21 protein-coding genes and 1 riboswitch are annotated in these 18,493 nt (G+C 71.2%); of the genes, 9 read left to right on the top strand and 12 right to left on the bottom strand.

The genetic code is table 11. The features are described 5' to 3' along the window. Positions 1–975: 975 nt before the first annotated feature. Together C1J01_RS32995 and C1J01_RS32990 are read right to left on the bottom strand one after the other, a co-directional pair. On the bottom strand, positions 976–1,710 hold the full coding sequence (locus C1J01_RS32995) for a glycosyltransferase family 2 protein (RefSeq protein ID WP_111182884.1): 735 nt from the start codon (positions 1,708–1,710) through the stop codon (positions 976–978). A gap of 49 nt (positions 1,711–1,759) precedes the next feature. Continuing rightward, entirely contained in the window at positions 1,760–2,107 is a 348-nt protein-coding gene (locus C1J01_RS32990; protein ID WP_111182883.1) for an STAS domain-containing protein, read from the bottom strand. A gap of 187 nt (positions 2,108–2,294) precedes the next feature. Here C1J01_RS32990 and C1J01_RS32985 point away from each other — a divergent pair, with 187 nt between their 5' ends. Next, the gene (locus C1J01_RS32985) at positions 2,295–2,702 is read left to right on the top strand and encodes a hypothetical protein (RefSeq protein ID WP_111182882.1); all 408 of its coding nucleotides are present in this window, start codon (positions 2,295–2,297) and stop codon (positions 2,700–2,702) included. Here the strand turns inward: C1J01_RS32985 and C1J01_RS32980 are convergent. Both C1J01_RS32980 and C1J01_RS32975 read right to left on the bottom strand, forming a co-directional pair. Then, the gene (locus tag C1J01_RS32980) at positions 2,682–3,812 is read right to left on the bottom strand and encodes a sensor histidine kinase (RefSeq protein WP_111182881.1); all 1,131 of its coding nucleotides are present in this window, start codon (positions 3,810–3,812) and stop codon (positions 2,682–2,684) included. The genes C1J01_RS32985 and C1J01_RS32980 overlap by 21 nt on opposite strands. Next, the gene (locus C1J01_RS32975; RefSeq protein WP_111182880.1) at positions 3,812–4,510 is read right to left on the bottom strand and encodes a response regulator transcription factor; all 699 of its coding nucleotides are present in this window, start codon (positions 4,508–4,510) and stop codon (positions 3,812–3,814) included. The genes C1J01_RS32980 and C1J01_RS32975 overlap by 1 nt, the downstream gene beginning before the upstream one ends. A 94-nt stretch (positions 4,511–4,604) precedes the next feature. Here C1J01_RS32975 and C1J01_RS50275 point away from each other — a divergent pair, with 94 nt between their 5' ends. The 3 genes from C1J01_RS50275 to C1J01_RS32965 all read left to right on the top strand — a co-directional run bounded on the left by C1J01_RS50275 (position 4,605) and on the right by C1J01_RS32965 (position 5,689). Next, entirely contained in the window at positions 4,605–4,775 is a 171-nt protein-coding gene (locus tag C1J01_RS50275; RefSeq protein WP_181449090.1) for a hypothetical protein, read from the top strand. Beyond that, positions 4,772–4,972 carry a DUF6412 domain-containing protein gene (locus tag C1J01_RS32970; protein WP_111182879.1) on the top strand — a complete coding sequence of 67 codons (201 nt, stop codon included), beginning with the start codon at positions 4,772–4,774 and terminating at the stop codon, positions 4,970–4,972. The genes C1J01_RS50275 and C1J01_RS32970 overlap by 4 nt, the downstream gene beginning before the upstream one ends. A gap of 75 nt (positions 4,973–5,047) precedes the next feature. Beyond that, entirely contained in the window at positions 5,048–5,689 is a 642-nt protein-coding gene (locus C1J01_RS32965) for a YidC/Oxa1 family membrane protein insertase (RefSeq protein ID WP_111182878.1), read from the top strand. Here the strand turns inward: C1J01_RS32965 and C1J01_RS32960 are convergent. Together C1J01_RS32960 and C1J01_RS32955 are read right to left on the bottom strand one after the other, a co-directional pair. Beyond that, entirely contained in the window at positions 5,673–6,104 is a 432-nt protein-coding gene (locus C1J01_RS32960) for an ATP-binding protein (RefSeq protein ID WP_235854831.1), read from the bottom strand. The two genes, C1J01_RS32965 and C1J01_RS32960, sit on opposite strands and share 17 nt — an antisense overlap. A 143-nt stretch (positions 6,105–6,247) precedes the next feature. Further along, the gene (locus C1J01_RS32955; RefSeq protein WP_111182877.1) at positions 6,248–8,116 is read right to left on the bottom strand and encodes a sensor histidine kinase; all 1,869 of its coding nucleotides are present in this window, start codon (positions 8,114–8,116) and stop codon (positions 6,248–6,250) included. 96 nt (positions 8,117–8,212) lie between these two features. On the opposite strand from C1J01_RS32955, the gene C1J01_RS32950 reads away from it, so the two are divergent. Beyond that, positions 8,213–8,785: a methylated-DNA--[protein]-cysteine S-methyltransferase gene (locus C1J01_RS32950; protein WP_111182876.1), complete on the top strand. Its 573-nt coding sequence runs from the start codon at positions 8,213–8,215 to the stop codon at positions 8,783–8,785. Here C1J01_RS32950 and C1J01_RS32945 read toward each other — a convergent pair. The 3 genes from C1J01_RS32945 to C1J01_RS32935 all read right to left on the bottom strand — a co-directional run bounded on the left by C1J01_RS32945 (position 8,771) and on the right by C1J01_RS32935 (position 11,015). Beyond that, positions 8,771–10,108 (bottom strand): purine-cytosine permease family protein, encoded by a 1,338-nt coding sequence (locus C1J01_RS32945; RefSeq protein WP_111182875.1) that lies wholly within the window; start codon positions 10,106–10,108, stop codon positions 8,771–8,773. The two genes, C1J01_RS32950 and C1J01_RS32945, sit on opposite strands and share 15 nt — an antisense overlap. Next, positions 10,099–10,213, bottom strand: a riboswitch (TPP riboswitch). (Overlaps the previous gene by 10 nt.) A gap of 92 nt (positions 10,214–10,305) precedes the next feature. Then, a complete protein-coding gene (locus C1J01_RS32940; RefSeq protein WP_111182874.1) occupies positions 10,306–10,629 on the bottom strand; it encodes a rhodanese-like domain-containing protein in 324 nt (107 codons plus the stop codon). Next, a complete protein-coding gene (locus tag C1J01_RS32935; protein WP_235854830.1) occupies positions 10,626–11,015 on the bottom strand; it encodes a winged helix-turn-helix transcriptional regulator in 390 nt (129 codons plus the stop codon). Before C1J01_RS32935 ends, C1J01_RS32940 begins: the two co-directional genes overlap by 4 nt. Before the next feature lie 113 nt (positions 11,016–11,128). Here C1J01_RS32935 and C1J01_RS32930 point away from each other — a divergent pair, with 113 nt between their 5' ends. Next, positions 11,129–12,538, top strand: coding sequence for an MFS transporter (locus C1J01_RS32930; protein WP_111182872.1), 1,410 nt, complete (start codon positions 11,129–11,131; stop codon positions 12,536–12,538). On the opposite strand, the gene C1J01_RS32925 is transcribed toward C1J01_RS32930, so the two are convergent. Next, positions 12,531–13,409, bottom strand: a complete 879-nt coding sequence (locus tag C1J01_RS32925) for an Fpg/Nei family DNA glycosylase (protein WP_111182871.1) — start codon at positions 13,407–13,409, stop codon at positions 12,531–12,533. The genes C1J01_RS32930 and C1J01_RS32925 overlap by 8 nt on opposite strands. Positions 13,410–13,428: 19 nt before the next feature. Then, complete coding sequence (locus tag C1J01_RS32920) at positions 13,429–14,037, bottom strand: TenA family protein (protein WP_111182870.1); 609 nt, start codon at positions 14,035–14,037, stop codon at positions 13,429–13,431. A gap of 23 nt (positions 14,038–14,060) precedes the next feature. Between C1J01_RS32920 and C1J01_RS32915 the strand changes: the two genes are divergently transcribed. Next, the gene (locus C1J01_RS32915) at positions 14,061–14,708 is read left to right on the top strand and encodes a GOLPH3/VPS74 family protein (protein ID WP_111182869.1); all 648 of its coding nucleotides are present in this window, start codon (positions 14,061–14,063) and stop codon (positions 14,706–14,708) included. A gap of 83 nt (positions 14,709–14,791) precedes the next feature. Here C1J01_RS32915 and C1J01_RS32910 read toward each other — a convergent pair whose 3' ends face one another. Further along, positions 14,792–16,045, bottom strand: a complete 1,254-nt coding sequence (locus C1J01_RS32910) for an LCP family protein (RefSeq protein WP_235854829.1) — start codon at positions 16,043–16,045, stop codon at positions 14,792–14,794. Positions 16,046–16,288: 243 nt separating this feature from the next. Here C1J01_RS32910 and C1J01_RS32905 point away from each other — a divergent pair, with 243 nt between their 5' ends. Both C1J01_RS32905 and C1J01_RS32900 read left to right on the top strand, forming a co-directional pair. Then, on the top strand, positions 16,289–17,638 hold the full coding sequence (locus C1J01_RS32905; protein ID WP_111182867.1) for a hemolysin family protein: 1,350 nt from the start codon (positions 16,289–16,291) through the stop codon (positions 17,636–17,638). Beyond that, a partial coding sequence (locus C1J01_RS32900; RefSeq protein ID WP_111182866.1) for a CNNM domain-containing protein occupies positions 17,635–18,493 on the top strand: 859 nt, incomplete at its 3' end. The genes C1J01_RS32905 and C1J01_RS32900, both read left to right, overlap by 4 nt.

Genomic DNA, 18,493 nt, shown 5'->3' with positions numbered 1-18,493 from the left:
ACCCCGAACACCGCCCTCCAGCCCAGGTCCCGCAGCCCGGCGCGAGCGAGCGTGAGCCCCCACCGCCCAGTTCGCGCCAGGTGGAGCCCGCACCGGACCGAGCGGCCCCTGGCGATGCGCCATCGCCTGCCGTAGGGGCGAGCATGGGCTCGTCCGGCCGTCCAGGCCGGCGAGGACCAGGCGGGCGCGGCGGCCATCCCCTACCGCCCGGCTCACCGGGCGCCGCCGACGCACCGTAGCCCGGACACCTCACTGGATGCCCCAGCGCGCACACCTCACTCGATCCGCCAGCCGCACACCCTGTGGATAACCAGCGCGCCCTGCACGAAGCCACCGGCCCCGAGTGCCTCTCACCTGCGCGAAACGGCGAATGCCGTCCCACTGCCGCGGTGTGGCGGCAGAGACGGTTTCCCTCGACGTTGAGTGATGGCCTCAGAACCGACCGGGATGCGCTCCGCCGACAGGTCGACGAGCTGGAGGACGACCCGGCATGGGCACGCACGAACCTGCGTCGCATGAGTGAGGCTGATCTGCCCTGGCAGGAGCGGAACCGCCATCAAGCAGAGACGCCATCGCGCTGCGAGATCTCTTCAGGGCCTTCTCAGGATGAGCGTCATAGAGCGCCTGAGCGTGCTCGGGTCGACTGATCATCGGTCGACGATCAGGTGATCAAGAGGACAACCCGTCAACGAGGTCCGGGCCTCCTGGGGATCGAGACGCCATGTTCGCCGGCGAGCTGTGACGGGCCCGGCTCCTGTTCGGCGCGTGCACGCGGTCGTCCACCACGTCGAAGCACGTCCATGGCCTGCTGGACCTGTGGCTACAGCGCCAGGACCTTGATGCCTCGCCGCCGGGGACGAGCCCGTCGATCAGAATCCGGAGCGCCGGCCCCAGCAGGGCGGCCGCGCTCCGTTCGGACGATGGCGCCGCCATCTGGGCCTCCAGACAGACGGCAAGTGCCGGGCGGCGAGGGGCTCAGCGTTTGGGCAGGAGTTTGTCGAGGTTGCGTACGACCACCGGCTCGCGTGCGGCAAGCGCGAGGGCGACGTCGCGGAGTTGCCTGGCCCGGTGGAGCTGGGCGCGCCAGTCGGTGCCGGTCGCGCGATGGGCCATGTCGACCTCGACCTCCACCACGCGGAACCCCTTGCGCAGCAGGTCGATCGTCAGCGCCGTCTCCACCCCGAACCCGTGTGCCAGCGGCCGGGCCGCCTCGAAGGCCGCCCGGGTGAGGCAGCGCTGCCCGTTGAGCGGCTGGGCGGCCTCGAAGCCGGTCGCCCTGCGGATGCCCTCCTTCGACAGGCGGACGACTAACCCGTGGCCGCCGAGCTTCACCCGGGTGGCGAACATGGCGATCGTCATGTCGGCCGTGCCCGCGCGTACGGGCTCGATGAGCGGCGCGGCGGCCCGGGCGGTGTCGCCCAGGTCGGCGTCGAGGAAGAGCAGGTGACGGGAGACGCCGCCCTCGTCGAGGAGGCGTACGGCTTCGGCGCCCGTCTCCATCGCGGCGGCCTTGCCCCGGTTGCGGCTGTGGCGCACCACGCGGGCTCCGGCCGCGCGCGCCACCCTGCCGGTCTGGTCGGAGGAGCCGTCGTCGACGACCACGATGAGGCCGACGCCGGGAAGGGCCGCCGCCGCCGTCACCGTGGCCGCGATGCGGTCGGCCTCGTTGGCGGCCGGGATCACGACCGCCGTGTCGCCGTTGCCGCTCATCGTCGCCCTACCTCCGCCCGAAGACTCCTCGTCCATGATCCCGCAACTGTCACGACTTCTCGCTGATGAGGAACTCCTTCGGCACCTCGTCGTGCACGGTGAAGACCGAGTCGAGCCCCGTGACCTGCAGGATCTTGCGTACGGCCGGCCGTGGCGCGGCCACCTCGAGCGCGCCTCCCCGCTCCTTCATCCGTTTGAGCGCGGACAGCAGGACGTTCATCCCCGTGGAGTCGCAGAAATCCACGGAGGACATGTCGATGACCACCCGGCTGGGCCCGTCCTGCAGCAGCCGAGTGAACTCGGATTGCAGGTGGGGCGCCGTATAGAGGTCGATTTCTCCGGTGATGGCAACGAGTGCGCACCCGGCTTGTGATCGAGTCGAGACCTTGAGCTCCACATGGGCAGGCTAGCGGCGCGAGCGCTTCCGGTCACGTTGTCACGCCGATAGGGGAACGGCGGGTTTTTGTCCGGCGTTTGGGCTCCAAGAAAACGGAGAGTACGCGAAGCTTGACAGCGTGACACCGGAACCGGCACCGCTTCACGGCGAAGGAGGGGCTGGGGCACGCCCGGCAGGCCCCGGATCGATGAACGCAGACAGACCCGAAGATCCTCAGCGCCAGGGCCTCCGCGAACTGCTGGAGACCATCCTCGTCCACACAGAGAAGGCCACGTCATGGCATGACCAGGCGGCGCGGCTGCGCGGCCTGGTCAACCGCGACGGCTACGTCCCCATCCGCGCCCGACTCCAGATCGAGGACCTCGAGTTCCTGGCCGGGGCGCGCACCGAGCTGATCAGGTTCGCCGAGCTCGGGCTCAGGCTGCTCGACCTCCACCAGCCGCGCGACGCCGGGGGCATCACGAGCGACGCCGCTCACCCGATCCTGCGGTGCCGGAGCTGCATGTGGCGCTGGCCCTGCCCGACATTTCGTGCGATGTCGGAGTCGTTCGGCACGCCTCGCGACCTGCCCGACTCACTCCAGGAGAGCGCCTGACCCGCTCAGCGGCAGCCGGATCTCGAACCGGCACCCCGGCCCGTCGTTGACGACGGCGATCTCACCTTCGTGCGCCTCCACGATGCCCTGCGCGATGGCCAGGCCCAGCCCGGCCCCGCCGTCGGCGGTCGGCGTACGCGCGGTCTCCCCCCTGAACGCCACCTCGAACACCCGCGGCAGGTCCTCCTCCGGAATCCCCCCGCAGCAGTCGGTCACCGACAGGCAGGCCTTGCCGTCGTCCACCCCGGCCCGCAGCACGACGGTCCGGTCCGACGGCGTGTGCCTGATGGCGTTGACGACCAGGTTGCCGAGGGCCCGGCCGAGCGCCCCCGCGTCGGCCTCCACCGGCACCGCGTCGGACGCCTCGGCCGTCAGCATGACGCCCTTGGCCCGGGCGAGCGGCTCCGCGCCGGCCAGCGTGTCGGCGACCAGGTCGGCCAGCCCGATCCTGGCCCGCGACAACCGCAGCGCCCCGGCGTGGATCCGCGACAGCTCGAACAGGTCGTCCACCATCCCCGACAGCCGCTCCACCTCGAGCTTGATCTGCCGGTGGTAGCGCGCGACGGTCTCGGGGTCGGTCACCACGCCGTCCTCGAGCGCCTCGGCCATGGCCCGCATCCCGGCCAGCGGGGTGCGCAGGTCGTGGCTCACCCACGCCACGAGCTCCCGCCGCGCCCCTTCCAGGGCCTGTTCGCGCGCGTACGCCTCCTCCAGGGTGTTGGCGATGGTCTGCAGCTCGGCGGGCAGCCCCTGGGGCGCGGCGAACGGCAGGTGACGTACGGCGGCCACCAGCCGCCTGCTCTCCCCGACCACCCGTTTGGACAACACGAACGCCACCCCGAGCCCCACCAGCCCGCCCACGGCGACGACGCTCAGCACGAAGTCCTTGATCGGACCTTCGATGATCATCTTCATGATGATCGCCACGACCCCGGCCAGTGTGGCCGCCACCGCGACCACCACGACCACGGCCAGCATCACGCCGATCGACTTGGTCCGCAGCCGCCCCATCACCCAGATGCCGGCCAGCGCCACGACCAGCCCGAGCCCCGCCGTGACGGCCACCACCGTCGGCAGCTCCCCCGCGGCGACCGCCGGCGGCACGGCCATCAGGAAGCCCCTTCCAGGGGCTCGTACCGGTAGCCGACGCCCCACACCGTCACGATCCTGCGCGGCGCGGTCGGGTCGGGCTCGATCTTCTCCCGCAGCCGCCGCACGTGCACGGTCACCGTGGAGGAGTCGCCGAACGACCACCCCCACACCTGGTTGAGCAGCGCCGAGCGGCTGAACGCCTGGCGCGGGTTGCGCATGAGATAGGCCAGCAGGTCGAACTCCCTGGCCGTCAGCAGCACCTCGGCCTCACGCAGACGCACCTCGTGCGCGCCGACGTCCACCACCAGGTCGCCGTCGCGCAGCACGCCGGTGCCGCCGGTCACGGAGGCCCCGCGCGCCCGCCGCAGCACGGACTGCACGCGCAGCGCCAGCTCGCGCGGGCTGAACGGCTTGGTCACGTAGTCGTCGGCGCCGGTCTCCAGCCCGACCACCCGGTCGATCTCCTCGCCGAGCGCGGTCAGCATGATCACCGGTACGGGCCAGCGTTCCCGCAGCTTCCTGCACACCTGCAGGCCGTCGATCTTGGGCAGCATGAGGTCGAGCACCATGAGGTCGGGCGGGCTCGCCAGCGCCCTGCGCAACGCCTCCGCGCCGTCGCCCACGCACTCCACCTCGTGCCCGTCGCGTTCGAGATAGCGCGCCACGACCTCGGAGACGGTGGGATCGTCGTCGACGACCAGGATGCGGGTGTTCACCTCTTCACGGTACGGCCGGGTCAGTCGGAGCCGACGAAGACGTCATTGGTTCGTAAGCCTCGCGGCTCATGCCCCGAGGACGTACGGTGGCGTCATGGGTAGAGTCGTCATGCTCGTCATCGGGGCCGTGCTCGGCCTCTTCGTGCTGTTCACCTTCGTCATTCCGATGGTGATGTGGTTGATCAAGCTCGCCTTGATCGTCGGTGTGATCGCCCTGCTCGTCTTCGTCGCGGTCACCGTGATCAGCAGGTCGTCACGCTCTTGACGCACTTCCTGTTCGATCCGTGGCTGCTCGGGATCACCATGATGGCGGTCCTGTTGCTGGTCACGTGGGCGGCCGTGTCGCTGCCCGTCCCCGGCGGGGAGCTCGCGGGCTTCCCGTCGGCCTACGCGCGCCGCACGCCGTTCGTGCGGCGGCGCGATCCCGACGCGGCCGGTCGGCCGCGTCCACGAGCGCCCTAGCTCCGCCCCGCTTTCTGCCGATAAGCGGGGCTCCTCGCGTGAGCCCCTTCCCCACGAACCGAGGAACCAGGGCTCATGATCGATTCTCTTGTCACGCTCGTCTTCACCCTGTCCGGGGGCGATGCCGCGCTCGGCATCGTGCTGTTCACGCTGGCCGTACGGCTGGTGCTGCTGCCCTTGAGCGTCCGCCAGGCCCGCGCGGCGAAGATCCGCGAACGGCTCGCGCCGAAGCTGCGCAAGCTGCGCGAGCGCCACGGCCGGGATCCGCAGCGGATGTCGAAGGAGTTGTCGGCGCTCTACGCCGCAGAGGGGGCCTCGCCGTTCGCCGGGGTGCTGCCCGGGCTGGCGCAGGTGCCGTTCATGTGGCTGATGTACCGGGTGGCCACGCATCCGACGGCGCTGGCCGGACATGACCTGTTCGGGGCGCCGCTGGGGCAGCAGGTGGCGGGGCTGGTGGCGCATTACGGTCTGTTCAGCACCCCGGTTTTGGTCTTCGCCGCGATCGTGGCGCTGGTCGCCGCGGTGGCGTGGTCGTCGGAACGGCAGATCAAGGTGACCGAGGAGCAGCCGGAGCTGATGCGGCGGATCTCGAAGGTGCTGCCGTACGGGGCGGTGGTGGCGACGCTGGTGTTGCCGCTCGCGGCGGGGCTCTATCTGCTCGTCTCCACGGCGTGGGCCACGGGAGAGCGGGCCGTGCTCGCTAGCCGGCCTCTCTGAGTGCCGCCACCTGCCCGTTCATCGACTGCGCCGGGGCGGGCAGGACGGCCCAGACCGTGGTCGTCTCGCCGTCGTGCCTGACCCCCCAACTCTCCGCCACGTACTCCACGATGCCGAGCCCCCGGCCGCCGAGCGACGAGAGGGTCGGGCGGCCCGCCCGGGGCTCGGTCGCCGCGCCCCCGTCGCTGACCGCCACCTCGATGTGGTCGTCGCTGCGCAGCCAGGCCACGCGCACCATGCCCGACGGCAGCGGATGCGCGTGCCGCAGGGCGTTGCTCAGCAACTCGCTCACCACCAGCACCGCGTCGTCGATGGCGGTGGCGAAGACCCCGCATTCCTGCAGGTCAGTGCTCAGACGCTGGCGGGCAACGGCGACGCTGGACGGCGCGTACGGCAGCAGCACCACGCTTGACACACCCACCTCCCCGTTCACCCGTGCCCCCCGCGGGAACACTCCCCGGTACGACCGAAATGCCCCGTTACTCAATCCCAGAAACCGCATCTCGATCACAGCTTGTACACATTGGACGATAGGTCAGCTCAACTGTGACCACCTCGTTACCGCATCGGTGTGTCGGATCGGATAGGGGAAGCGCATCTGAGAACGAGCCGCATTCTCGTGCCACCCCCCGGTCGTGGATGAGCGCTGACATCTCCCCCCTGTGCTCTGGCCAGGCTACGGACGATGTAGAGACCGAGCCCAACTCCACCAAACCTTCTCCTGTCCCCGCTGTCCACCTGTACGAAACGCTCAAAGATACGCTCTCGGTCAGGTGGTGCGATACCAACCCCTTCGTCGTCCACCACGACGACGACTTTCTCGGCTTCGGGCCAGGCCGCCACACTGATCAGCCCGCCCTTCGGCGAGTACTTGAACGCGTTCTCCAGCAGCTGCCCGAGCACGATGTCGGTGGCCAGCGCGTCCCCCAGCACGTACGGCAGCCCGTCGGGCACCAGCACCTCGACGCGGTGCCGGTCGGACAGCTCGGGCAGCCCCAGCGTGGCCCCCTCGATCCGCTCGGCCAGGTCGAACGGCTCCATGCGCACCTTGAGCTCGTCGGCCCCCGCCCTGGCGCCCAGCAGCAGGTGGTCCATCAGCTCGCCCAGCGAACGCGACCGCTCGGCGATCGTGCGCACGGCCGAGCGGCGCTCGCCGTCGCTCATCTTGTCCCAGCGCGCGTCGAGGGTGCCGGCGAAGCCCCGCACGATCGTGATCGGCGTGCGCAACTCGTGGCTGGTGGTGGCGAGGAACAGGTCCTTGGCCTCCTCCAGCTCCTTGGCCGCGGTCACGTCGCGGAAGTCGACCACCAGCTCGCCCGTCTCCTCGATGCGGGCGCCCACGACGTCGAGCCAGCGCCCGCTGTCGAGCTGGTAGGTGACCTTCTCGCCGGCCTCGGGAAGCGGGAACGGCGGCGGGCCGCCGACGACCGTCTCGGCGGGCAGCCCGGTCAGCCCGGCGGCGGCCGGGTTCCAGCGGACCACGCGGCCGTCCTGGTCGAGCAGGGCGATGCCGTCGGCGCTGGCGTCGAACACGGCTCGCTCGTGCGCCCGCTGGCGTACCGCCTCCTGGTAGGCCACCGCGTTGCCGACGGCGATGCCCGCGTGGCCGGCGAGCAGCTCCAGCAGCTCCAGCTCCAGGTGTCCGGGGGTGCGCCGGGCGAACAGCGCGTACAGGGCGCCGTACGGACGGCCGCCGACGGCCGCGAGGCCCAGCGCGATGGTGTGCAGGCCGTCGAGCCGCGCCCACACCAGGTCCTCCAGCCCGTCGGACTCCAGCAGCACGGTCTTGCCGGTGCGTAACAGCTTGTCCACCAGGCTCGTGCGCAGGTCGGTGGTGATGCCCCTGAGCGCCTCCGGCAGCCGGTACGTGCTCACCAGCCGCAGGCGTTCGCCCTCGATGAGCACGAACCCGCCGGCGTCCGCCCCGGTCAGCTCGGTGAGGCTGGCCGAGATCCGGTCGAGCACGGCGGGCAGCTCCAACTCGGAGTTGATGTCGCCGACCACGTCGGTGAGCCGGCGCACCAGCCTGGCCCGGCGCGCCATGCGGTGCCGGGCGAGCTCGTCGGCCCGCGCCGGGTGGTGCACGCAGACGTAGCCGGCCACGGCACTGCCGAGGCGCAGGGCGCCGATGTCCACGCGGAGGTCGAGCACGGTGCCGTCGCGGCGCAGCCGCTTGGTGCGCAGCGACACGGGCTCGCCGGTGCGTACGCGCTCCAGCACGGCGTTGTGCTCGGCGGTCAGCTCGTCGGGCACGATCGGCGCCCGCCGCCCGAGCACCTCCTGCGCCGGATAGCCGAACATGCGCTCGGCCGCGTCGTTCCACACCAGAACGGTCTGGTCGCGGTCGAGCGCGACCACGGCGTTGGGTGAGCTGGCGAGCACCGCGCGGGCGATCTCCTCGTCACTACCGGCCCATTGGTCCCCCACACCTCCATAGTGCCCGTGGCGCGGTGGGTGCGTCGGGCGATCCGTCCGATACGCTGCGGTCACGGTGATTCTCGACGGGTGGGGAGGGTGAGGGGTATGTCGAGCTACGATCTCGATGCCCTGCTACGGGTGACCTCCAGCACCTATCGAGGGGTGAGGCCGCCCGACATCGCCTTCGGCACCTACGACGGCGCCGTGGGCCGGCTCGTGCTCGCGGTGACCGGCAAGGGCATCGCGGCCTGCAGCTTCGAGGCGGAAAACGATGTGTTCGAGCTGATCAGCAGGCATATGGGCGACTTCATCGGGCCCGATCCGCGCCGGCTCGACCCGGTGCGCCGGGAGCTCGACGCCTACTTCTCCGGCCGGCTGCGGGCGTTCGCCACGCCGGTCGACCTGACGCTCGCCACGCCGTTCGCGCGTACGGTGCTGCAGAAGACGATGGGCGTCCCGTACGGCACCACCACGACGCTGGAGGAGATCGGCGAGAGCATCGGCCGGCCGCGCGCACTGCGGGCGATCGGCAACGCGCTGGCCTCCAACCCCGTCTGCGTGATCGTCCCGTGTCACCGGGTGGTGCGCGCCGACGGCTCGCTCGGCGACTACGCCGGGGGCGCGGCCGCCAAGCAACACCTGCTCAACGTCGAGCGGCGCGCCTCAGCGGGCAACTGAGCGGCGCCGCCGCACCAGGCCGATCACGGCGGTCACCAGGGCCGCGACGACGGCGCCGCCGAGGGCGCCGTTCATCCACGGCTCGCGGGTGAAGCCGATGGCCTCGCGCAGGCCCGCCCAGATCCCGTCCCACCCGGCGACGGTCGGGGTGGAGGTGGTCAGCCAGTACGCGACGAAGCCGAGCGCCCACGGCACCAGCATCGACCAGCGCGAGGGCGCGTCCTCGGCGGTGTTCCAGGAGCGGGAGCCGCCGAAGAGGAAGTACTCGACCGCGAGCACCGCGAACATCGGCACGAACACCGCGCCGATCACGCCCAGGAACGCGCCGTAGGAGTTGACGTCCACCACCAGGGCGATCGCGACGGTCAGCACGCCGATGGCGACGGAGAAGACCCGCCGGTCCACGCGCGGCATGAGGTTCTGCAGCGACATGGTGGTGGAGTAGACGTTCGCGAACGACTGGTCGGTCTCGCGCAGCGTCAGGATCGCGAAGAACAGCACGCCCAGCGGCACCGCGACGAACGTGCCGAACACCGACGTCGAGTCGGCCGCCACCGCCTCGGCTCCCGCGATCGCGACCGCGTACACGCCGAGGCCGAGGCAGGCCACCTGGGCCAGCGTGTAGCCCCCGACCACGCCGGTGAACGCGGCCCTGCTGGAGCGGGAGTGGCGGGCGAAGTCGGCGGCCATCGGCACCCACGACACCGACAGCGCGATCACGTAGTCGACCGCCGGCGCGAACGCCTCCCACGAGCCCCCCGTGTACGGGGGCGCGTCCGAGATCATGTGCCAGGCGAACCAGAGCATCGCGATGATCACGCCGATGGTGACGTACCGGCGCAGCACGCGGATCGCGCCGAGCGGCCAGATCGTCAGCGCGGTGGTCAGCACGCCCGCCACGATCACCCACACCTCGTACGGGATCCCGCCGAACATCGCGGTGGCCGCCTTGGCGATCACCCACAGCTCGAAGGCGCCCCAGCCGAGCATCTGCACGATGTTCAGCACCGTGGGGACGTACGACATCCTGGCCCCGAACAGGCCGCGCAGCAGCACCATCGCGGGCTGTCCCGTCCGGGTGCCCGGGATGGCCGACAAGCCGACCATGGCCGTGCCGATCAGGCTGCCGATCACGGTGGCGAGCAGCGCCGCGCCCAGCGAGAGCGGGACGCCGCCGAGCGGGTCGATCAGGAACAGCGCCCCGGAGAAGCCGAGGAGGCTGACCCCCAGGTTGGCCCAGAGCGCACCCTGGTCGAGCACGCCCAGCGTCTTCGGCGGCCGGCCTTCGAGGGTCAGGGGGACTTCTTCGACGCCGTGCGTCATCGCACACTCCCTACGCCGGCATTATCCGGACAGGTTCGTGCGGTCGGCGACGGCGCTCAGTCGCCCTCTCAGCCTGGTAAGCCCCAAGCTCCCGCGTTGGATGTAAGGCAAAACCAGGATCAACCCGGCTTTACCGCCCCTATGATGCCCTAACCCATCATCAGACCGCCAGACCGGCTCTCCACGGGAGTCCGGTTTCAGGCGACGAACGGCGGCTGGCCGGTCTCGCTCACCATCGGGCGGCTCGCGGCCTCCCACGACTGCATGCCGCCCGCCACGTTGACGGCTTCGCGGCCGAGCTGGTTGAGCCACGCCGCCACCTGCATCGACCGGCCGCCCACCCGGCAGACGACGTAGACCGTGCGGTCGGCGGGAACCTCGTCGACGCGGCCCTGAATCTGCGTCATGGGGATGTGGACGGCCTGCGGCGCGTGCCCCGCCAGCCATTCCTCCTGCTCGCGGACGTCGAGCAGGTAGGCGTCGTCGGGAAGGGCGTTGGCCTCGATCTCGGGAACGGTCATGTCTCCATCATCTCGCGCCGCGCGTCGTAGTCGGCACGGGCCGCCGCGATCTCCTGCTGGTGCTCCTCCGTCCACGTGACCAGGGCCTTGATGGTCTGGTGCAGCGTACGGCCGAGGGGCGTCAGCGCGTAGTCGACCCGTGGCGGCACCACGGGGTGGACCGTGCGGCTGACCAGGCCGTCGCGTTCGAGCTGGCGCAGGGTGACGCTGAGCATGCGCTGGCTGACGCCGTCGATCTCGCGGCGGAGCTGGGTGAAGCGGAGGCTCTGGCAGTCGAGCAGGGCGATGACCAGCAGCGACCACTTGTCGGCGACGCGGTCGAGGATCTGGCGGACCTCGCAGCCCTCCCGGGTGTCCCACTGGCGCGCGTCGTAGTCGTCGTCCACGGTGCCTTCGCAGTAACTGAGTGACCTCAAAGTGCCGTCTTCCACGGCATTTCATACTGGCCCATGATGTGGACGGTTACAAGAGATAACCGACCTGCCGAAAGGTAACCGTGATGCCGGCTTCTGCCCGTTCCTGGGGCGTCCTCGCCGTTCTGTGCGGAGCCATCTTCCTGGAGGGCATCGACGTCGCCATGCTGAACGTCGCCCTCCCGTCCATCCGGGCCGACCTGGGGTTGTCCACCGGCATGCTGAGCGGCGTGGTGAGCGCGTACGTGCTCGGCTACGGCGGTTTCATGCTGCTCGGCGGCCGGGCGGCCGACCTGCTGGGCCGGCGGCGGATGTTCCTGCTCTGGCTGGTGGTCTTCCTCGTCTTCTCGGGGCTCGGCGGCTTCGCGGACGAGGGGTGGGTGCTGCTCGTGGCGCGGTTCGTCACGGGGGTGGCCGCCGCGTTCATGACGCCGGCCGGCCTGTCGCTGATCACCACGACCTTTCCCGAGGGCCGGGCGCGGAACCGGGCGCTGCTGATCTACGCGGGCACGGCCGCGGGCGGATTCGCGCTCGGCCTGGTCATCGGCGGGTTGCTGACGGCGTTCGGCTGGCGCTGGGTGTTCTTCGCGCCGGTGTTGATGTCCGCCGCGATCCTGGCCGCCGCCGTCCCGTTGCTGAAGGAGCCGGCCGGTGAACGTCCTGCCGCCACCGGGTTCGACCTGACCGGCGCCGTTCTCGTCACGACCGCGATGATGCTGCTGGTCTACGGCGTCGTACGCCTGGAGCACCCGCGGAGCGGGTGGCCGCTCACCGTCGCCGCCTTCGCGGGCGGGCTCGCGCTGCTGGCGGCGTTCGTCGCCGTGGAGCGTCGCGCCGCCCACCCGCTGGTGCGCCTGGGCATCTTCAGGTCGGCCGCGCTCGTCCGGGCCAACGTGACGGCCGCCCTGCTCACGGCCTCGTTCTTCGGCTTCCAGTTCCTGGTCACGCTCTACCTCCAGGAGCTGCGCGGCTGGTCGACCATCGAGACCGGACTGGCGCTGCTGGCCGCCGCCGCCGACGTGGTGCTCGCCCCCACCCTGACCCCGTGGCTGGTCAACCGGTACGGCAACGCCAAGGTCGTGTTCGCCGGCCTGCTCGCGGGCCTGCTGGCCTACGCCCTCTTCCTCGGGGTCGGCCTGGACTGGGCGTACGCGGCCATGCTGCCGTCGATGTTGCTGATCGGCCTGATGTTCGCCTTCGTCTACGGCCCGCTCACCATCGTGGCCACCGACGGCATCGCCGAGCACGAGCAGGGCCTGGCCGGCGGCCTGATCAACTCCTCCTTCCAGTTCGGCGCGGCGCTCGGCCTGTCGGCGGTGACGGCGGTGAACGTGGCCGCCCTGGGCACGGCGACGGGCGCCGAGGCGGGGCTCGCCGCGATGCGGGCCGCCCTGGTGGTGCCGGTGACGGCCACGCTGCTGGCCGCCGTCATCGCCGCGGCCGGCCTGCGCGCGCGGGCCCGCGACGCGGAGCGGGTGCCCGTACGGGCTACTTGAGCAGCCGGGACAGGCGGCGGTCGGCCAGCGGCTTGCCGCCCGTCTGGCAGGTGGGGCAGTACTGCAGCGAGGAGTCGGCGAAGGAGACCTCGCGGATCGTGTCGCCGCAGACGTCGCACGGCTGGCCCGTGCGGTTGTGGACGCGCAGGCCCGACTTCTTCTCGGCCTTGAGGTCCTTGGCCGCGAGGCCCTGGGCGCGTTCGACGGCGTCGCGCAGGGTGGTCACGATGGCCTCGTGCAGGTCGGCGATCTGCGCGTCGGTCAGCGTCGCGGCGATCTTGAACGGCGACATCTTCGCGGCGTGCAGGACCTCGTCGGAGTAGGCGTTGCCGATGCCGGCGATGATCTTCTGGTCGCGCAGCAGGCCCTTGATCTGGGTGCGGTTGCCGCCGACGATGCGCTTGAGGGCCTCGACGGTGAAGGACTCGTCGAGGGGGTCGGGGCCGAGGGCGGCGACACCGGGCACATCATCCGGATTTTTCGTGACATAGACGGCGAGGCGCTTCTGCGTCCCCGCCTCCGTCAGCTCGAACCCCGGTGCGAGCCCCTCCTCGTCGGGCGCCAGCCGTACGCGCACCGCCAGCGGCCCCTTGCCCGGCCGCACGGGCTTGGCGCCCGAGAGGTCGTCGCGCCAGCGCAGCCACCCCGCCCGGGCCAGGTGGATGACCAGGTGGAGGCCGTCGCAGTCGAGGTCGAGGAACTTGCCGTGCCGCCGCACCCCGGCGATCGTCAGCCCGCCGAGCGCGGTGACCGGCGGGTCGAACGTCTTGAGCGCCTGGATCGCGACCACGTCGACCCCCAGGACCGTGCGGCCCACGGCCCGCTCACGCAGGAAGTGGGTGAGCGATTCCACTTCGGGAAGTTCCGGCATGTCCCCAGAGTACGGTCCGTCACCGGGGCACGTCCCAGAACGCGAGCTCGTGCGCCATCCCCTCCTTGAACAGCGCTTCCGCCCGCCGCGGGTCGGGATCGGCCTCGTCGATCATCTCCCCGATCCGCGCGGCGAGCGCCGCGAACCCCGGGTCGGCGTACGTGTCCACCCAGGCGCGGTAGCGCGGCTCGGCGGGCGGGTTCTCCGCCAGGATCCGCCCCAGGTTCGAATATCCCCACATGCACGGATACAGCGCCGCGAGCCCCTCCCCGTACGACGCCGCCGACTCCAGCAGGAACCCCGTGTACGCCGCGCACGCCGGCCCCTTCACCGCCCCCTCCAGGTCAGCCCCGAACTCGGCCGACATGCTCCGGTGCAGGCTCAGCTCGTCGTGGTACGTGGAGTGCGCCAGGTCCACCAGGTCGCCCAGGTGCGCGTCCGGCGCCTGCCAGGCCAGCCGCGCGAACACCCGCACGTAGTCCAGCAGGAACAGGTAGTCCTGCTCCAGCCACGACCGGAACACCGGCTCGGGCAGGTCTCCGCGGGCGATCCCGGCGACCGTGGGGTGGTCGAGCTGGGCCTGCAGCAACGGGCGCCCGATCGCGTGCAACGTCTCCGAAATGGTCATGACTGGGAGGTTAGTGTCGAAGCATGATGGTGACGATCGCGGAAGAGCTCCTCCTGCTCGCCCTCAGCGAGGACAAGGGCAGGCCCCTCGTCAGCACGGCGCAACTCGACCCGGCCCTCGCCGGCGCGCTGCTCGCCGAGCTGGCCGTCGGTGACCGGGTGGAGCTGTCGGACAAGAAGGTGACGGTCAAGGACCCGTCCCCGCTGGGCGACGACGAGCTCGACGCCGTGCTGGCCCGTGTCGTCGCGCAGGAGAAGGTGAAGAGCCCGGTCTGGTGGGTGCAGAAGCTGCAGTCGGGCAAGCTACGCCAGCGCCTGCTGTCACGGCTGGCGGCCTTGGGCGTGCTGTCGGAGGAGCGCGGCAAGGTGCTCGGGGTCTTCCCCGTCACCCGCTGGCCGGAGGCGCACCCGGGTGTCGAGGCCGACGTCAGGGAGCGGGTCTCGGCCGTGCTGGCGGGCGCCGATCCCGACGCCCGCACGGCCGTGCTCATCTCCGTCGCCCACGCGGCGAGCGTCGTCCGCAAGGCGTTCCCCGACGCCGACAAGGCCCGCGTCAAGGAGATCGCCGAGGGCGCCTGGGCGGCGGACGCGGTCGCCAAGACCATCGCCGCCGCCACCGCGGCCGCCATGACCGCGGTCATGGCCGCCACGGTCACCACCGCGGCGAGCTGACCGGGGGATGGGTCGCGCGGCTCACCGCCGCGCGGCCCCGGTCAAGCTGCGCCGGTCAAGCGGCCCCGGTCAAGTGACGCCGGTCAGCCGCCGTCGAGAACGTCCTTCGGCACCGGCTTGTCCTCCTTCAGGGCGTTGAAGATCGCCAGCGCCTTCGTGCGGTCCCACTTGACCGCCGTGCCGCCACCCGGGATGAGCTCGTTGCCCCCGAACGGCACCACCGTGGTCACCGGGCTGTCGCCCATCGCCAGCCCCAGCGAGAGCATGTCGAACGCGCCCGTGCTGGAGTCGACCTCGACCGCGTCCGTGGCGCTCATGGCCAGCGGGATCGAGGTGAACGGGTTGAGCAGCACCCCCGGGCTGGCCGCCTTCTTCACGACCGCGCCGAGGAACTGCCGCTGCCGCTTGGTGCGCTCGAAGTCGGGCAGCGCGCCGCCCTTGCGGGTGCGGACGTAGCCGAGGGCCTGGGAGCCGTTGAGCACCTGCGTGCCCTTCTTGAGCTTCAGGCCGGCCTTGGGGTCGTTGACCGCGGCCCGCACGTTGATCTCGACGCCGCCGATGGCGTCCACGATGTCCACGAAACCGGCGAAGCCGATCTCCATGTAGTTGTCGACGTGCACCCCGGTGACGGTCTCGACGGTGCGGACCAGCAGCCGCGGGCCGCCGATGGCGTAGGCGGAGTTGAGCTTGTCGCGCCCGCGGCCCGGGATGGTGACGGCGGAGTCGCGCGGCAGGCTGACCAGCGTCGGCCGGTCGCCGCCGTCGGGGATGTGCAGCAGCATCATCGAGTCGGTGCGCTGGCCGGCGGCCCGGCCGGTGGCCAGCTTCCTGCGCTGCGTGGCCGTCAGGCCTTTGCGGCTGTCGGAGCCGACGAGCAGCCAGTTGGTGCCCGGTGTGTCGGCCGGACGGCCCTCGTAGTCGTCGAGCACGCCGTCGATGCCCGCCAGCCTGGAGTCAATCCAGAAGAACATGCCCACGGCCGCCACCAGGATCGCCACCAGCACCCCGGCGATGATCTTCAGGATCGTCCGGCCCGACACGCGCCTGCGCGGCCCCCTGGGCTCCCTCGGCTCGTCCCGTCGCCCCCTGAGCGGTTTGACGGGGCCGCTGCCCGAGCGTTCCCTGCCGTACACGCGTGATCGGCCGCCCGGCGGCGTCGGCGGCGGCTCGGGGATCTGGGAGGCGGCGGGAAGCTTGTGCGTGGGCGCTCCCGGCCCTCCCGACGGCATCCGGTGCGCGGGCGCGCCCCCCGAGCGCAGGCCGTCGCCGGGCCGCGGTGGCAGCGGGCGGCCGTCGCCCGGCGAGCGCATGGCCCGCGTCCGGTCGTCCTCAGACACTTCGCCTTCTCCCCTTCGCTTTGTCATAGACGCTACGTCCAAACCCCAGCAGTGAAGACGCTCCGCCAAGGTTTTGCCACGGAAAAGTACGCGGAACGGGCTGACTGTGACCCCGGAAACATAGAGGCCATCCACGTCGTTACGGTTATGGACGACCTCTATCGAAGGGATGATCGTGTCCGCTCCGGACCCGTGGAGTCTTTGCCCGTGCTCAGGCACGGGTTCCTCTGAGGGCTCACTGCGGTGAGCGCCTATCTCGGCCTCTTGGCCCTCATTCTCCTCACAGCGGCGACGGGCTACTTCGTCGCCCAGGAATTCGCCTTCGTCGCCGCCGACCGCGGCATCCTGCGCGAGCAGGCCGCCGCCGGTGACGCCGCCGCGGAGAAGGCCCTGCGGGTGACCTCCCGCCTGTCGTTCATGCTCTCCGGCGCGCAGCTCGGCATCACCGTCACGGCTCTGCTGGTCGGTTTCCTGGCCGAGCCCGCCATCGCCGTACTCGTACGCCCCTGGCTGACCGACCTGGGACTGCCCGACGCCATGATCACGGGAGTCTCCGTGGCCATCGGCGTGTTCGTGGCGACCGTGGTGCAGATGGTGCTCGGCGAGCTGGCCCCGAAGAACCTCGGCATCGCCAGGCCCGAGCCGGTCGCCAAGTTCCTGGCCGGCTCGACGCTCGTCTACCTCGCCGTCGCCGGCCCGATCATCCGGATGTTCGACTCCGCCGCCTCCGGGCTGCTGCGGCTCGTCGGCATCGAGCCGGTGGAGGAGGTCGAGCACGGCGCCACGCCCGAGGAGCTCTCGCGCATCATCGCGGAGTCCAGCCGGGCGGGCGAGCTGCCGCCGAAACTCTCCGAGCTGCTCGAACGCGCGCTGGAGTTCGGCGACCGCACGGCGGAGGAGATCATGGTCCCCCGCCCGCGCCTGGTGACCCTGCGCGACTCCCAGACCGTCTCCGACCTGCTCGACGCCATGCGCGAGTGCGGCCACTCCCGCTTCCCCGTGCTCCGGGACGACGGCGACGTGGCAGGCGTCACCGGCGTGCGCGAGCTGCTCGCCGCCGGCGTGGACCACGGCCCCATCAGCGCCGTCACCCGCCAGGCTCTCCTGGTGCCCGACTCGGTCCCGCTCCCGGCGGTCCTCGACCGCATGCGGGTCGCCAGGGACGACATCGCCTGCGTCATCGACGAGTACGGCGGCCTGGCCGGCGTCATCACCATCGAGGACCTGGCCGAGGAGCTGGTCGGCGAGCTGGTCGACGAGAACGACCCCGAGCCGGCCGGCGCGGTCGAGCACCCCGACGGCGTCTGGGAGGTCCCGGGCCGGCTCAGGCTGGACGAGGTCGAACGCGCGACAGGTGTGGCGTTGCCGGAGAGCGACGACTACGACACCCTCGCCGGTCTCGTCCTGGCCAGGCTCGGCCGCATGCCCAACCCGGGTGACACGGTGACCGTGCCGCTCGCCCCCGACTCCGACCCGTTCGCTGAGGACGCGAAGGAGCACCTGGCGCAGCTCACGGTCATGTCGCTCAACCGCCGCGTCCCCGAGTGGGTGCGCGTGGTCCCGGTCCAGCAGCACGCGGAGGCGAGCCGATGAGCCTGATCATCCTCAGCGTCGCGCTGCTGGTCTTCAACGCGTTGTTCGTGGCGGCCGAGTTCGCCTTCGTCTCCTCGCGGCGCCACCGCCTGGAGGAGATGGCCACCGGCGGCAACCGCATGGTCAGGCTGGCCGCCAAGTCGGCGGTGGGCGGCGGGCGCAAGCTGTCGCTCATGCTCGCCGGCGCCCAGCTGGGCATCACCCTGTGCACGCTCGGCCTGGGCCAGGTCACCGAGCCGGCAATCGAGCACTACCTGGAGCCCGTCTTCGCCGCGGCCGGCGTGCCCGAGGCCATGCGGCTGCCGATCGCGCTGACGTTCTCGCTGGCGCTGGTGACGTTCCTGCACATGGTGGTGGGCGAGATGGCCCCGAAGTCGTGGGCGCTCACCCACCCGGAGCGGGCGGCGCTGCTCCTGACGTTCCCGTTCCGCGCGTTCACCACGGTGATGAGCCCGCTGCTCACGTCGCTCAACACCCTGACGAACGTCATCCTGCGCCTCTTCGGCGTCCAGCCCAGAGACGAGCTGGCGACGACGCGCACGCCGCGCCAGCTCGCGATGCTGGTCGGCGAATCGGGCCGCATGGGCCTGCTGGACCGCGAGGAACACGACCTGCTGACCAGAGCCCTGCGCCTGGACGACGAGGGCATCGAACGCCTCATGGTCCCGATCGCGAAAGCGGTGAAGGTCCCGTCCACGGCCGGCGCGGCCCAGATCCGATCGACGGCGGCGACCAGCAAACACCTGAGGCTCCTGGTGGAGGGCCCACGAGGCGTCGAGGGAGTCCTGCACGCCCGCGAGGCCCTTCTCACACCCACGGGCAAGGCCCGCGACTTCGCCCGCCCCATCCCCAGCC

The organism is Nonomuraea aridisoli (genome assembly GCF_003236395.1).
In the GTDB taxonomy this organism is placed as follows: Bacteria; Actinomycetota; Actinomycetes; order Streptosporangiales; family Streptosporangiaceae; genus Nonomuraea; species Nonomuraea aridisoli.
This window is presented reverse-complemented; position numbering and strand designations above follow the sequence as displayed.